16 protein-coding genes are annotated in these 15,548 nt (G+C 33.1%); 14 read left to right on the plus strand and 2 right to left on the minus strand.

Annotation, left to right across the window (positions count from 1 at the left end; translation table 11 throughout):
• Window positions 1–433: T9SS type B sorting domain-containing protein (locus A8975_RS12975; RefSeq protein ID WP_134201018.1), on the plus strand; the 433-nt coding region annotated here is incomplete at its 5' end.
• 35 nt (window positions 434–468) lie between these two features.
• On the plus strand, window positions 469–2,475 hold the full coding sequence (gene uvrB, locus A8975_RS12980; protein ID WP_134201020.1) for an excinuclease ABC subunit UvrB: 2,007 nt from the start codon (window positions 469–471) through the stop codon (window positions 2,473–2,475).
• A gap of 42 nt (window positions 2,476–2,517) precedes the next feature.
• Here the strand turns inward: uvrB and A8975_RS12985 are convergent, their stop codons facing one another.
• Complete coding sequence (locus A8975_RS12985) at window positions 2,518–2,919, minus strand: TerB family tellurite resistance protein (protein ID WP_134201022.1); 402 nt, start codon at window positions 2,917–2,919, stop codon at window positions 2,518–2,520.
• A gap of 315 nt (window positions 2,920–3,234) precedes the next feature.
• Here A8975_RS12985 and A8975_RS12990 point away from each other — a divergent pair, with 315 nt between their 5' ends.
• Complete coding sequence (locus A8975_RS12990) at window positions 3,235–3,492, plus strand: DUF1456 family protein (RefSeq protein WP_129761633.1); 258 nt, start codon at window positions 3,235–3,237, stop codon at window positions 3,490–3,492.
• Between the two features lie 47 nt (window positions 3,493–3,539).
• On the opposite strand, the gene sucC is transcribed toward A8975_RS12990, so the two are convergent.
• Entirely contained in the window at window positions 3,540–4,730 is a 1,191-nt protein-coding gene (gene sucC, locus A8975_RS12995; protein WP_129761632.1) for an ADP-forming succinate--CoA ligase subunit beta, read from the minus strand.
• 238 nt (window positions 4,731–4,968) lie between these two features.
• Between sucC and lysA the strand changes: the two genes are divergently transcribed.
• The 11 genes from lysA (at window position 4,969) to A8975_RS13050 (ending at window position 15,546) form a co-directional block, all read left to right on the plus strand.
• Entirely contained in the window at window positions 4,969–6,174 is a 1,206-nt protein-coding gene (lysA, locus tag A8975_RS13000; RefSeq protein WP_134201024.1) for a diaminopimelate decarboxylase, read from the plus strand.
• Between the two features lie 86 nt (window positions 6,175–6,260).
• Window positions 6,261–8,144 (plus strand): sensor histidine kinase, encoded by a 1,884-nt coding sequence (locus A8975_RS13005; protein ID WP_134201026.1) that lies wholly within the window; start codon window positions 6,261–6,263, stop codon window positions 8,142–8,144.
• Window positions 8,144–8,884, plus strand: coding sequence for a LytR/AlgR family response regulator transcription factor (locus tag A8975_RS13010; protein ID WP_134201028.1), 741 nt, complete (start codon window positions 8,144–8,146; stop codon window positions 8,882–8,884). Before A8975_RS13005 ends, A8975_RS13010 begins: the two co-directional genes overlap by 1 nt.
• Before the next feature lie 148 nt (window positions 8,885–9,032).
• Window positions 9,033–9,464 (plus strand): hypothetical protein, encoded by a 432-nt coding sequence (locus tag A8975_RS13015; RefSeq protein WP_131507778.1) that lies wholly within the window; start codon window positions 9,033–9,035, stop codon window positions 9,462–9,464.
• A 17-nt stretch (window positions 9,465–9,481) separates the two neighbouring features.
• Entirely contained in the window at window positions 9,482–10,258 is a 777-nt protein-coding gene (locus A8975_RS13020) for a hypothetical protein (RefSeq protein WP_134201030.1), read from the plus strand.
• 11 nt (window positions 10,259–10,269) lie between these two features.
• On the plus strand, window positions 10,270–10,788 hold the full coding sequence (locus A8975_RS13025) for a nuclear transport factor 2 family protein (protein ID WP_131507782.1): 519 nt from the start codon (window positions 10,270–10,272) through the stop codon (window positions 10,786–10,788).
• Window positions 10,789–10,939: 151 nt separating this feature from the next.
• Window positions 10,940–11,398, plus strand: coding sequence for a hypothetical protein (locus tag A8975_RS13030; RefSeq protein WP_134201032.1), 459 nt, complete (start codon window positions 10,940–10,942; stop codon window positions 11,396–11,398).
• Window positions 11,355–11,609, plus strand: coding sequence for a lactate/malate family dehydrogenase (locus A8975_RS13035; RefSeq protein ID WP_131507786.1), 255 nt, complete (start codon window positions 11,355–11,357; stop codon window positions 11,607–11,609). Before A8975_RS13030 ends, A8975_RS13035 begins: the two co-directional genes overlap by 44 nt.
• Window positions 11,610–11,640: 31 nt before the next feature.
• On the plus strand, window positions 11,641–12,975 hold the full coding sequence (locus A8975_RS13040) for an MFS transporter (protein WP_131507788.1): 1,335 nt from the start codon (window positions 11,641–11,643) through the stop codon (window positions 12,973–12,975).
• A 193-nt stretch (window positions 12,976–13,168) separates the two neighbouring features.
• On the plus strand, window positions 13,169–14,572 hold the full coding sequence (locus A8975_RS13045; RefSeq protein ID WP_161566748.1) for a vWA domain-containing protein: 1,404 nt from the start codon (window positions 13,169–13,171) through the stop codon (window positions 14,570–14,572).
• Window positions 14,573–14,574: 2 nt separating this feature from the next.
• A complete protein-coding gene (locus A8975_RS13050; RefSeq protein WP_134201034.1) occupies window positions 14,575–15,546 on the plus strand; it encodes a hypothetical protein in 972 nt (323 codons plus the stop codon).
• Window positions 15,547–15,548 lie beyond the last annotated feature (2 nt).

Here is a 15,548-nt window from a genome sequence, read left to right on the forward strand (position 1 = left end):
TAATGACATTACTGTTGTTATGGACGACTCTAGTATTAATTATGAGTTTGCTATTGATAATTCCAATTTCCAAACGAGTACTATATTTAATAATCTAAGCGAAGGCTTCCATACTCTTTTTGTTCAAGATACAAATGGATGCGTTATAAAATCTTTACAATTCTTAATTCAAGCAAGTTTACATATCCCTAAATTTTTCACTCCAAATAGTGATGGCTTCAATGACACTTGGATGGTATATGACCCAAACAATAGTGTCAAAGAAATTTTTATATTCAATAGATACGGAAAACTACTTAAACAGCTTTCTCCAAACTCTTATGGTTGGGATGGAACTTACAATGGTAACAATCTAGAATCTAATGACTATTGGTACCTTATTACTTTGTATAACAACCAAGAGTTTAGAGGTCATTTTACATTAAAACGATAGTTGAATACACGCAATCTTTATCGTAAATTTGTGTTATGCGATTTAAGATAGAGTCAGAATTTAAGCCTACAGGAGACCAGCCAAAAGCTATAAAACAATTAGCTACTGGTATAGAGAGTAATGAAAAATACCAAACGCTTCTTGGTGTTACAGGTTCAGGTAAGACATTTACTGTTGCCAATGTTGTTCAAGAAGTGCAAAGACCAACTTTGGTTTTAGCACATAACAAAACATTAGCAGCACAATTATACAGTGAGTTCAAGCAGTTTTTTCCTGACAATGCTGTAGAGTATTTTGTGTCTTATTATGACTACTACCAACCAGAAGCTTACATTCCTGTATCTGGTGTTTACATTGAAAAAGACTTATCAATAAACGAAGAAATTGAGAAGATGCGTTTAAGCACAACCTCTTCTCTGCTGTCAGGTCGTAGAGATGTTTTGGTAGTTGCTTCAGTGTCTTGTTTGTATGGTATTGGAAACCCAATTGAATTTCAAAAGAATGTAATTTCTATTGAAGTTGACCAAACTATTTCCCGAACCAAACTGCTCCATCAACTTGTACAAAGTTTGTATTCGCGTACTGAAGCCGATTTTAATCATGGTAATTTCAGAATAAAAGGCGATACAGTAGATATTTTCCCTGGTTATGCAGATAATGCATTCAGAATTCATTTTTTTGGAGATGAAATTGAAGAGATTGAAGCGTTCAACCCAATGAGCAATGAAATTATTGAACGATATGAAAAGCTCAACATTTATCCTGCAAATATGTTTGTGACTTCACCTGAAGTCTTACAAAATGCAATAAAAGACATTCAAGATGATTTAGTAAAACAACATGATTATTTCAAAGAAATTGGTAAACATTTGGAAGCTAAACGTCTTAAAGAACGTACCGAATTTGATCTTGAAATGATTCGCGAACTTGGATATTGCTCAGGTATTGAAAACTATTCGAGATACTTAGATGGTAGAGCTCCTGGAACGCGACCGTTCTGTTTGCTAGATTATTTCCCTGATGATTTTCTTATGGTTGTGGATGAAAGTCATGTAACCATATCGCAAGTACATGCTATGTATGGAGGCGACAGAAGCCGAAAAGAAAATTTGGTTGAATACGGTTTTAGGTTGCCTGCAGCTATGGATAATAGACCTTTAAAGTTTGAAGAATTTGAAGCTTTACAAAACCAGGTAATTTACGTAAGTGCAACTCCTGCAGATTATGAACTTCAAAAAACCGATGGTATTTATGTAGAGCAAGTGATTAGACCTACAGGTCTTTTAGACCCTGAAATTGAAGTTAGACCGAGTTTAAATCAAATTGATGATTTAATAGAAGAAATTCAGCAACGTGTTGAAAAAGATGAGCGCACATTAGTCACTACGCTTACCAAACGTATGGCAGAAGAGCTTACCAAATATCTGGAGCGCATACAAATTCGTTGTCGTTACATTCATAGTGATGTAGATACTTTGGAACGTGTTGAGATTATGCAAGATTTAAGAAAAGGCTTGTTTGATGTACTTGTCGGTGTCAACTTGCTTCGTGAAGGGTTAGATTTACCTGAAGTGTCTTTAGTTGCTATTTTAGATGCTGATAAAGAAGGATTTTTACGTTCAGCACGTTCATTAACACAAACTGTTGGTAGAGCTGCGCGTAACCTTAACGGTAAAGCTATTATGTATGCTGATAAAATTACCAATAGCATGCAAAAAACCATTGATGAAACTAATTACAGACGTGAAAAACAAATTGCTTATAACACAGCAAACAATATTACACCAAAAGCATTAAACAAAAGTTTGGATAATGCCTTAGCAAAAAACTCAGTGAGTACTTACAGCTATGAATTAGAAGCTTTAAAAGCTGCAGAACCTGAAAGTGAGTATTTAACAAAAGGTGAATTAGAAAAGAAAATACGCGAAAAACGCAAATCAATGGAACAAGCTGCCAAAGCGTTGGACTTTATTGCTGCTGCTCAATTAAGGGATGAAATTAAAGTCTATCAAGAGAAGTTAGAAAAACTAAAAGTAAAGTGATTTGTGTTTAACATTTAGAACAACTGCTAACTGCTTACAAATCTAATTATATTGTACTTTAAAGATGTCAATTAAAAAATCTGGTGGTACAATCTTGTTTGGGAAACTTTCCATTAAATCCAACACTCTATTTATAGATTCATGGCTTAAGCCCATTCTCAATCCAAAATTATGTAACTTTACGAGTTCTTTGGAAGTAAATTCTTTATCCAAATTCATTAACAACACCAATCTATGGAATTGTACAATGCGTTCGCTGTGCGATTTTAAATGCACATAATGTACTGGAGACTTAAATAAATAATCAAAATCTTCTTTAGATATTTCTAATTGTTTAGCGATGCCTAAAAGAAAATTGTATTCAATGGATTTAATATTCTCATCTTTCATAGCGAATGCTATCATCTCGGATAACAAACTCAACTTTTCAACACGATTTATCATACCTGAGGGAGTAATTATTACTTTTTATAAAGTTAAATAGATAAATACTTTTATTGTCGTCGATATTTCGTCGCTTATCGAAAAAAAAGATGTCATTCATCGTAGTTTTCTTACGTTCGTACATTTATTTTATCCAAATAACTGAAAATCAATATGTTAATAACACATGCGCATTTCGTCGATTTTATAGACTTAAAAAAACAAGTTCGATGAAATGCACATTAGGAAATCGTTAAATTTATTGTACTTTGGTTTTTTATTAATGCTTTCAAAAAATTCAGAGAAAAATCACCCTCTCAATTAAGTTAACAGACTATGACAAACAACGATATATTTAAAAAATTACGAGTAGCTCATAAATTAAGAGACGATGAAATTGTTGAAATTTTAGCTTTGGTTGATTTTAGAATTTCAAAAAGTGAACTTGGTGCTTTTTTCAGAAAAGAAGACCATCCTAAATATATGGAGTGTGGCGACCAAATTTTACGTAACTTTTTAAATGGACTTATCATTCATTTACGTGGTCCGATGCCTAAAAAGGAAAATTCAAATAAACCACAAAAAAAGAGTTGAAACTTAAACGCTTCAACTCTTTTTTCTATTTTGTATTTATAATATTCTTAAGCCAATACCTGCTGTACTTTATCTGCAGCTTCTTGGAACTCAGTAGCACTTAGTACATCTAATCCTGAATTATCAATTAATTCTTTAGCAATATCAGCATTAGTACCTTGTAAACGTACAATAATTGGCACGTTTATAGTTCCCATGTTTTTATAGGCATCAATTACACCTTGTGCAACACGATCACAACGAACAATACCTCCAAAGATGTTAATTAAAATAGCTTTTACATTAGGATCTTTTAAGATAATCTTAAACGCAGCCTCTACACGAGCAGCATCAGCAGTACCACCAACGTCTAGGAAGTTAGCTGGCTCTCCACCTGCTTGCTTAATTAAATCCATAGTTGCCATTGCTAAACCTGCACCATTTACCATACAACCAACGTTTCCGTCAAGGTCAACATAGTTAAGTCCAACTTCTTTAGCTTCAACTTCAATAGGGTTTTCTTCGCGTAAATCTCTTAAATCTATATAGTCTTTATGACGGTAAAGTGCATTGTCATCAATAGTCACTTTAGCATCAACAGCCATAATTTTGTTATCACTTGTTTTTAAAACAGGATTAATCTCAAAAAGAGAAGAATCAGACTTCACATAAGCAGTATATAATGAAGAAACAAATTTTGTCATTTCTTTAAAAGCTACTCCACTCAACCCTAAGTTAAATGCAATACGTCTTGCTTGAAAAGGCATTAAACCTACAGCAGGATCAACTTCTTCATGAAAAATTAAGTGTGGTGTTTCTTCAGCAACAGTTTCAATATCCATTCCACCTTCAGTAGAATACATAATCATATTTTTACCTGTACCACGATTTAAAAGCACAGACATGTAAAATTCGTCTGGTTCACTATCACCTGGATAATACACATCCTCAGCAACTAACACTTGGTGTACTTTTTTACCTTCAGCAGAAGTTTGAGGTGTAACCAAATTCATTCCTATGATTTGTCCTGCTATACTTTCTACTTCTTGAAGGTTTTTGGCTAGTTTAACTCCTCCTCCTTTTCCGCGTCCACCTGCATGAACTTGAGCTTTTATAACATGCCAACCTGTTCCAGTTTCTTCAGTTAATTGCTTAGCAGCAGCTACTGCTTCTTGAGCGTTTTGGGCTACAATACCACGTTGTACGCGAACTCCAAAACCTGCTAATATGTCTTTTCCTTGATATTCGTGTAAATTCATAATTCGCTATAAAGTTTAAGTGGCACAAATGTAATTAATAGAGATTACTTACCCTAATATTTACTCGATAATTGAAATTTTAATCCTCTAAAAAAATACAGTCACAAAAGTCTTTTATTCTAGATAAAAAATTATTTGTTAATTATTTAACACAATGTTTAAATTGTGTGATATTTTAAATCTTAAATTTTAATTTAAAGAGAATAAAATACCTTTGGAAAAAATTTGCACCAATATAATGTTAGAAAAGCAACTACTTAATATCGCTCAAGAATTCGGGAGTCCTGTTTATGTATATGATTCTGAAAAAATAACCTCTCAATACAAGAGATTAACTAATGCTTTTAATAAAGTAAAACATCTTAAAATCAATTATGCTGCTAAAGCATTGTCAAACATTTCAGTATTAAAATTATTAAAAGGATTAGGTTCAGGACTCGATACTGTTTCTATTCAAGAAGTACAATTAGGTTTAGCTGCTGGTTTTTCACCTGAGACTATTATTTATACGCCTAATGGTGTATCATTAGAAGAAATTGAAACTGCAGCAAAACTTGGTGTGCAAATAAATATTGACAACCTTTCTATTTTAGAGCAGTTTGGGACAAAATATCCTAAAGTTCCTGTTTGCATTAGAATAAATCCGCATGTCATGGCTGGTGGAAACACTAACATTTCTGTTGGACATATTGATAGTAAGTTTGGTATTTCCATTCACCAAATTCCGCATATACTTCGTATTGTAGAAAACACCAAAATGACCATCAATGGTATTCACATGCACACTGGTAGTGATATTTTGGATATTGATGTGTTTTTATATGCTAGCGAAATATTATTTGACACAGCTAAGCATTTTAAAAACTTAGAATTTTTAGATTTTGGTTCAGGATTTAAAGTTCCTTATAAAGAAGGTGACATTGAAACCAACATTGAAGAGTTTGGTAAAAAACTAACGAAACGATTTAACACATTTTGTAAAGAATATGGTAAAGAGCTCACTTTAGCTTTTGAACCAGGAAAATTTTTAGTGAGTGAAGCTGGTTACTTTTTAGCTAAAGTAAATGTTGTTAAACAAACTACCTCAACGGTTTTTGCTCAAATAGACTCTGGTTTTAATCATTTAATAAGACCAATGCTTTATGGTTCTCAGCACGAAATCGTCAATATTTCGAACCCAAAAGGAAGAGAACGCTTTTACTCGGTTGTAGGCTACATTTGTGAAACCGACACCTTTGCCAATAACAGACGAATAAATGAAATTGCTGAAGGTGATATTCTTGCGTTTAAAAACGCTGGAGCCTACTGCTACTCTATGTCTTCAAACTATAACTCACGTTATCGTCCTGCTGAAGTATTATGGCACAAAGAACAAGCGCAATTGATTAGAAAACGAGAAACTTTTGAGGACATTTTAAAAAATCAGGTAGAGATAGAATTATAAACTATAAATAGATTTTAGTAAATAAAATCTATTTTCACTACCTTTAGCTTACCCTAAAGTCTTAATTAATAGCTTATTTAAGGCTTATGAAACAACTAACCATTTTTTTTGCATTACTATTTGCAATCACCTGTTCTGCACAACATTCTAATTCTCAAAAATTAGATTCGCTGCTCAATTGGTTAGATAATCACATCCATAATTCAAAAGATTCTACGCATATTTCAAAAAATGCGCATAAAGCCATTGCACTATCAAACACTACCAAAAATTCTGATGCACTTGCCAAATCATACAGCTTTTTAATCACCTATCATAAAGACTATTCTCAACTAGATTCGGCTTTTATTTATCTTGAAAAAGCTAAAGACATCTATACTCAACAAAACAACAACAATGCTTTAGCCAATGTATATCTAAAACACAAAGAACTTTTAATGGTAAAAGCTGATTATGCTCAGGCAACAAAAAAAACCTATGAAGCTCTGGAGTTATATGAGAAAACAAACAATAAAAAAGGGATTGCGCAATGCTATGCAGCTATTTGCGACCTAAAATATTACGAACGCAGTTATGCTGAAGGAGTTGAATGGTGTGACAAAGCCATTGCTATATTAGAACAGCTTGACAATGCAAAAGTTGAACTAGCCGAAACCTATCGTTTTAAGGCGTTTGATCAATTATTTTCTACTTCAAACCTAGAAGAAGCACTTGAAAGCGTTAACACTTCAATTGACTTATACAAGGAATTGAACGAATACGGAATTCCTATGATGGCTTCAGTAAACTGGCGAGGAAATATTTACAAATACATGGAACGCTATGATGAAGCTATTGCAGATTATCAAGCTAATTATGACAATTCAACCAAGCTAGGTTTAGAGCGTTATCTCATCCCATCACTTGCAAATACTGGTCATGTATATTATATGCAAGGTAGATATCAAGAAGCATTGCCCTATAATCTCAAAGCCATTGAGCTTATAAAAAAAACAGGTAGAGTTAGAAATCTTTGGGAAAACTATATGCATGTATCTAACATTTACGAGTCATTAGGCAACTACGAATCCGCATTGCATTACCATCATTTATATGCTCAAACTTTAGAAGAGTTTAAAGACAATGTCATTTTTGGGTTAGAATCTGAAGCTCAAGCAAAATATGAAACTGGTCAAAAAAATGCGACTATCTATTTTCAGGATGAAAAAATCGCACAACAAAAGCGCACACAAGTACTCTACATTATACTTGCTAGTTTATTAGCATTTATCCTCTTTGGGTTGTTTTACAATTACCGAAAACGTCAAAAGCGAAATCAAGAACTTCAAATCTTAAATAAAGAACTCGACACCAAAAACAAACAAAACGAATTACTGCTTAGGGAAATTCACCATCGTGTAAAAAACAATCTCGAGATGGTTAAAAGTCTTATCAGTTTACAATCTGCGCAATTAAATGATTCAGCAACTAAAGAAGCTATGATAGCGAGCCAAAACAGAGTGCAATCTATGGGAATTATCCATCAAAAACTCTATCAAGGCGAAAACTTAGGAGCCATAGAAATGAAAGACTATTTTATAAACTTAGGCGATGGTATTTTAGACTCTTTTAATGCTGAAAACAAAGTAAAAATAGAATGTGCTATGGAAAATCTAGAACTTGATGTAGACACAGCTGTACCTATTGGCCTTATAGTAAACGAACTACTCACAAATGCAATAAAATATGCTTTTCCTGATGACGCAAAAGGGATTATAAATATTAGCCTTAAAAAAAATAACGATGCTACGCTTACATTAAAAGTCAAAGACAATGGCATTGGCAAAGTAAAAAATGCACCAGCAAAAGGCACAGGATTTGGCTCACAGCTTATTCAATTATTGACACTTCAGCTTAATGGAAAAATGCAAGAAATCATTGATAAAGGAACAGCGGTTTTATTTCAATTTAAACTTAATACATCAACCTAATGTCACAAACATCAAAAATATTAATTGTAGAAGACGAAATGGTTATTGGAGCTAATATTTCGTTACAACTCTCATCTTTGGGTTATGAAATTACTGGTGTTATTCCTCGTGGTGAAGAAGCTATTATTAATGTAAAACAAGACACTCCTGATATTATTTTAATGGACATTAACTTAAAAGGAGCTCTCGATGGCGTAGAAACCGTAAAACTGATTCAAAAAGAGTTTGATATCCCAATCATTTACCTAACGGCAAATGCTGATGACATCCACTTTAACAAAGCAAAAGCTACCAATCCTCATGCGTTTATATCAAAACCTTTTAAAAAACTAGACCTTCAGCATGCTATTGAACTTGTAATTGCTAAACAAGACCTCAAACAAAACACTACAAAAACTGTAGAAGACAACCCTTCTCCTTTTATTTTAAGCGATTCTATATTTGTGCGCCATCATGAAAAAATGGTAAAGGTGGATATTAAAGATATTCTTTACATAGAGGCCGAACGCAACTATTGTAGGATTCACTCCAAAAGCAAAGAGTACCTATTGGTTATCACTTTAAAGGATTTAGATGAAAAACTTCCAGAAATGCATTTTTTACGTATTCACAGATCATTTATCATTAATATTTCGCACATAGATGAAGTTGCCACAAGCCATGTGGTTATTGCTAAAAAAGCGATTCCTGTTAGTAAAACTTTAAAAGAAGAATTACTAAAAAGACTACATACTATTTAATTTTTCTGCTTAGAAAACTATAACCTACCCTTCGGACAGTATTTATATCCATTCGTCCTAACACACTTCTTTCAATTATTGATTATTAGTTACTTAGACACTGATTCACATGTGATTCGCTATTAATTAACCATTAAAACTATTAATCATGAAAATTTTAAAAACTACGTTAGTATTAGCTTTATTATTAATACTTGCACCAACAAACGCAAGTGCTCAAGACAATACTGTATTTACAGTTACCACTTGGAAAATTACAATTCCAGAAAATGGCTCACAAGCCGAATTAGCTTCATTATTAGAAGAGTTCCAAAAAAAGGTTGTTCTACCTAATGACAAAATCATAAGCGAGCGTGCAATGAGACATCTTTCAGGTAGCGATTCTAGAGATTTAGTATTCGTTACAGAGTATGCCAACTGGAATGATGTTGAAGCTGCAAGTGTAAAGCAAGGAGAGTTAATTAATTCTGCTTGGAAAACTGAAAATGATAGAGATGCATTTTTCAAAAAGTTTGATAAATACTTTTTAATGCATACAGACGAACTGTTTTCAGGGTTACCTCAATTAGACAAAAAATAATTCAAACACTATTAATCATGAAAATTTCAAAAACAATTAGTGCCTCAAACACATTGAAATCTAAACTATTGCTTTTGGCTCTACTTGTATTGCCTTTAGTAACAGTAGCTCAAGTACAAGCTTATCTTGTTCATGAAGATCAAGTAAAACCTTCAAAGCACAATGACTATATTGAAGTCTCTAAAGAGTTTAAAGCGCTTTGTGAAAAGCATAATTTTTCAGAATCCTGGAGTGTTGCACAAATGGATGATGGTACATTTTTAACTATTACTCCTGTTGAAAAATTTGCAGATTTAGATGAAGATCCAATGGAAGATTTTGCTAAAACCGTAGGTGAAGAAAAATTCACCTCTTACTTTGAGCGTTTTAACGAATGCTACGACAAACACGGTAGCTACATTACATTACTAAATGAAAACCTGTCTTACATGCCAGATGGGATGAGTACAACTCAAGAAGGGCAAAACTACCGAAGATGGATTTTTATGGATGTTGCAGCCAAAAATGTAAGTAAAACCAGAGAAGCAATAAAAGCTATTAAAGATTTGTTTGCACAAAAAAATTCCAAAATGCACTATCGCATTTACCAAAACGGTTTTGGGCATGTTGGAGATAGATTTGTTGTGGTTATTTCAGCTAAAAGCGCTTTGGATTATGAACAAATTTCTGAAGACAATTGGAAACTCTTAGGTGAAGAAGCTAGACCGCTTTTTGACAATTTAAATAGTCTTATTTCAAGTTACAGTGAAATATCTGGCTGGATGCGACCTGATTTAAGCTACAGTAAACAATAAAACCTAAACCAATGAAAAAGCTATTTATTTTAAGTATTGTACTCGTTCTATTTACAGCTTGCCAAGAGCAAAGCAAACGCTACACACAACAGTCGCCTGAAATTGAAACAGTAAAAAAAGCGATACAGCAATACAATGCCAAGAATTATGATACCAGCTTTTATGCTGACACTTGTAAAACTTATTTCAACTCTGATAAGTTTATGACTGTAGAAGAAACCATGTCGTTTCATAAAGCTAATGAAAATTACTACTCTAGCAGAGGGTTTACCGACAATGATCCAGAATATGAAATGGTAGTAACTGACGATGGCGAAACTTGGGTAAACTGTTGGCTAGAATGGAAAGGTACAATGAAAGAAACTGGTAAAGAAATTACAATGCCTGTTCATCTTACCTATAGGTTTGCTGATGGTAAAATTGTAAGACAATTAGGTTACTGGGACCCAACAGAGGTTATCTTAGAACTTCAAGCTATTGAAGCTAGTAAAAAAGAATTGTCGAAAGAAGAAGCCGAAGCTTCTAAATAACCAACTCACAAAAAGGTAGATTTTAGTTTTGGTGGAGATGACTAAATCAATGGTTATAAGTAAAACATCATTAAAGTTTAGTGTTAAATATTTATAGAGCTGATCTTATAACCATTGCATCTACCTTAAGTAATTCAAAATCACAAAAATAATGGGTAAAATAATTCTATACTCAGCTTTACTGTTACTATCAAACTTTGGGTTTTCTCAATCAACAATAAACAATAAAGACTTAAACTCCATAACACAGTATTACAACTCGTTACAAGACAACAAACAAACATCAATTCATTTACAAACTCTAGAACAGTTAATGAGTTGGGAGTTTTTGAGAACTGAGACTGAAAACCTAAATAACAGAAACTTTATAACGCTAGAAGCTGTTTTAATCAACCAATGGACACAAATTGAAATCACTAATCTAGAGTTAAAAATTGTTAGTGAAAATAAAATAATAGCTTCAGGTATTTTATCAGGTCGTCAACCAACAGAATGCGATTACATCTCTACAAGTTTTGAACATCTTTGGATTAAAAAAAGTAGAACATTAAACCAAATAACCCAACATGAAAATAGTAGGTATCATAGGTGGTTCAGGATACATAGATGACAATGTTGTATCCCTATTTTTAAATCAAAATTTTGATGTGAAAATTTCAACTTTAGACATTAAAAAGAAAGAAAACTATCATCATTTAATGGAACTAGAACATGCTGAAAACCTTCATGTATGTGAATTGGACACTTCAATAAAATCTGAATTGAAAAATTTTACCAAAGATTGTGATGTGGTGATATTCATAGATCCTACCAACATTTAATCTAGGGTTTTTAACTGTTAATACCTGAAGAATGAAATCACAAAATATAAAACCACATAAAACCCTAAGTAACAATGTCATTACGAGATATGTTTCGTTTTCGATATTGTATTTGGCGCAGGGCATTCCAGAAGGCATTACATTTTATGCCATACCTGCTTGGTTAGCTATGAATGGAAAATCTCCAGCTGAAATTGCCACTTTTATAAGTATTGCTTTAATTCCATGGAGTTTTAAAATAGTGGTTGCACCTCTAATGGATCGTTACACATTTTTAAGCATGGGCAGAAAACGACCTTGGGTAATTTTAGGGCAATTAGGGTTAATCTTAAGTTTTTTGGCTTATGGTATTGTACCTGACCCTCTTAATAACATAACAGGACTTATGGTTGCAGGATTCTGCGTCAACTTTTTTGGTGCTTTTCAAGATGTTGCAACCGATGGTATGGCTATAGATATGGTTCCTGTCAAAGAACAAGCAAGGGCTAATGGGCTTATGTGGGGAACGAAGATAATAGGTACTTCCCTATCATTACTAGTTGGTACATTCTTGATTAATACTATTGGGTTTTCATTAGCTATCTCTTCAGTAGCTATTACTGTAGCATTAATAATTTTAGTTCCTATTTTCATAAAAGAGCGACCTGGTGAAAAACTACTACCATGGACTAAAGGCAAAATATCTTCAGAATCTCTAAATAAACAAAGTAGAAATTGGAAACAACTATTGAATAACTTACTTAAAGTGGTAAAACAACCTACAAGTATGTTGTTTTTAATTGCTGTATTTGTAGTCAGCAATTTGTTTGGTGTGGTAGATGCCTTATTTCCGATTTTTACGGTACAGGAGTTAGGTTGGACTAACACGAGTTTTTCTCAAGTTTTCTCAACAGTCAATATTATTTCTGGTATTGTTGGGATGCTTATTGGTGGTTATTTGGTGGATAAACATGGAAAATTAAAAATGATTAACCACTATCTTATTTTGATAATCATTTCAATACTTATCTTTTCTTTCTTAGTAAATTCATGGAGTAGTAAAATTGTTGTTTATGGTTTTATGTTTCTTTACGGTTGTTTATATGTTTCTTTAACCATAGCTATTTTTGCTGCAGCAATGCATCTTTGCTGGAAAACCGTAGCAGCCAGTCAATTTACTTTATACATGACTATTTCCAACTTAGGAAGATCTACAGGTGCTGCTCTATTGGGAATGCTTAAATCTTATTTTAGTTGGGAAGTTCTATTTTTACTAATCACTCTTATCCCATTACTTACTATTGTAATTTTGAAATTCACCAACTTTAAAAAACATCAAGAAAAAGTAAAAAGCTTTAAAAACATAAACATTAGTTATAGCGATTAAACATAAATTGATTTTATTCAAAAGTTAAAACTAATCAAACAAAACACTATATTTATAAACAATTGTTCCTCAAGTCTTTTGATTAATAGCACTCATTTAAAAGACTTTTATGCTTATTTTAAAACGCAACAATTTAACCCGTTCCCATTTTACTTTTAAGAGATTCATCTACTTCTTATTAAATTTTTTAAAAATGAAACGTTTAGTTATTCTTTTCTCTTTGTTTGGATTCGTTATTCAAACCTATTCACAAGAACAAAAAGCTCCTTCGCCAATTTTATTTATTTACGACGCAAGTGGTTCAATGTGGGGACAACTTGATGGAAAAACCAAAAAAGAAATTGCTTCCGAAGTAATGTCAACAACCGTAAACAACCTACCCGAAAACCAACATGTTGGGCTTATTGCTTATGGACATAGAACCAAAGGTGACTGTGACGATATTGAGTACATGGCAGACATAACCAATACTTCTAAATCAAAAATCACTGAAACTGTAAAAACTATTAATCCCTTAGGGAAAACACCATTAGCACGATCTGCAACTTTAGCTATAAACTCTTTAAAAGAAAACAATGTAAAAGCCACTATAATCTTAGTGACCGATGGAATTGAGTCGTGTGATGGCAATCTCTGTGATATTGTAGCACAAGCTAAAGCAAGTGGCATTGATTTTAAATTGCACATTGTTGGTTTTGGTTTAAAAGAAAATGAAACCGAACAGCTTAAATGTGCTGCTGATGCTGGAGGCGGAAGGTATTATGACGCTTCAAACGCTAGTGCATTAGGAGAAGGTCTTACTGAAGCAACATCAGCAACAGTAGATAAACCCGAAGGCAATTTTTCTATTTATGCAACAAAAAACGGAGAACCTGTAGATGCATGGGTAAAAGCAACAGAAGCTGGAACCAATGAAGCTGTTGATGGATCAAGAACTTATCGAGATTCCGCTTGGGTACATTTACCTCCTGGAAAATACGACATTGCCATTAGACCTCTTGAAGGTTTAGACATTCCTGGAACTTCAATTACAGTTGAGATCAAAGAAGGGGAAACAAAACACGAAACAATCAGTTTTGATGGAGGCACACTAGAAGTTACAGCTACTAATAATGGCGAAGGTTGGGATGCTGTGGTAAAAATGTTTGACTCAAATGGGAAAGTAGCCTCTAATACTCGAACTTATGGTCGTTCTAAAACCATGGAAGTACCAGCTGGAAAATATAAAGTTACTTTTCAGGGCCTTGTAATGAAAGGTATCAACACCTACTTTGAGATAGATAATGTTGAAGTAAAATCGAACACCACAACTCCAATAACCCATAATTTTGACACTGGAAAAGTGATGGTTGGTGTACAAACTTCAAGTGGCGAATTAATTGATGCTACTGTTAACTTCCATGAAGTAGATGCCAATAAAAATGTGGCAGCCTCAAGAACCTATACATCTAGCAGTAGCAACCCTAGAGAATTTTTATTAAGCACAGGAACTTATAAAGTTAAAGTTGTAACCCTTGGAGTGCATAAAGGAAAAACCGAAACATTTACAATTGAAGTGAAAAAAGGCGAAACTGTTACTAAAACAATAACCTATTAATTATGGCACATCAAGCGGTTAAACCTTATAGCTTATTAATGTATTTTTTATCAATAATTGCCTTTTTCTTTTTAGGGTTAATTTATGCAGGTATTACCGAAGCTGGTAAAGGACAAATGCTAGCTGGTGGTGCAATTGTATTGGGTTATGGTGTTATTGGAGCCTTTATTGGGTTACTCTTATCAATACTTACAGCTATAAAATCTAAACGAAATCTAATCATTAAAATCAATATTTTTTTAACGCTCATTGTTATTGCCTCATTTACATATTTCACAATAAAATACCAAAAACGACAACAAGAGAAATTAAAAGATGAGCTCCCTAAAAAGGAACAACCTACTACTCCAACTTTAGATGCTAAACCTATGGCGATGTTAACACGCACAAACGTTGAAAAACAACTTAAAAATGAAATGGGTTTAGGTATGTTCTCTCCTAACTTTTATGAGCACAAAACGCTCTATTTCTATGGAAATTTAACTCATAGGAAATCTGTTCAAGAACATATACCTGTTGATAGCATAACATTTAAACAACGAGAATATGGAGGTTTTGATATAGCAACTGCTCCTTCTTGGTTAATGCCAGAGCATTTGAAACTGGATTATGACATGCTGTATTTCAAAGTAAAATCCATATCACATGATTTTATTGAAGTAGTTGTAAATACTAGAATCAACCAAACTGCTTTTGTAGACAGATACGCTGGAAAACTTCAATATTGGCCAGAGTTTTTATTGGGTGTTCATAGTGTTGAGTTTCGAGAACCTTCTGCCTATAAAGTATATATAAAACCTTTAGAGCATGCTGAAACAGTAACTATACCATATAGCTTTATGCGACCTATAAAAATTAAAAATGAATGGATGTATGTTGAATTACAAGATAATAATTATAAAACCTTGGGAACTGGTTGGATTCGATGGCGGAAAGATGATAATCTTTTAATAAAATACTCTCTTCTTAATTAAAA

This window comes from Meridianimaribacter flavus (assembly GCF_004366715.1).
Classification (GTDB): Bacteria; Bacteroidota; Bacteroidia; order Flavobacteriales; family Flavobacteriaceae; genus Gaetbulibacter_B; species Gaetbulibacter_B jejuensis.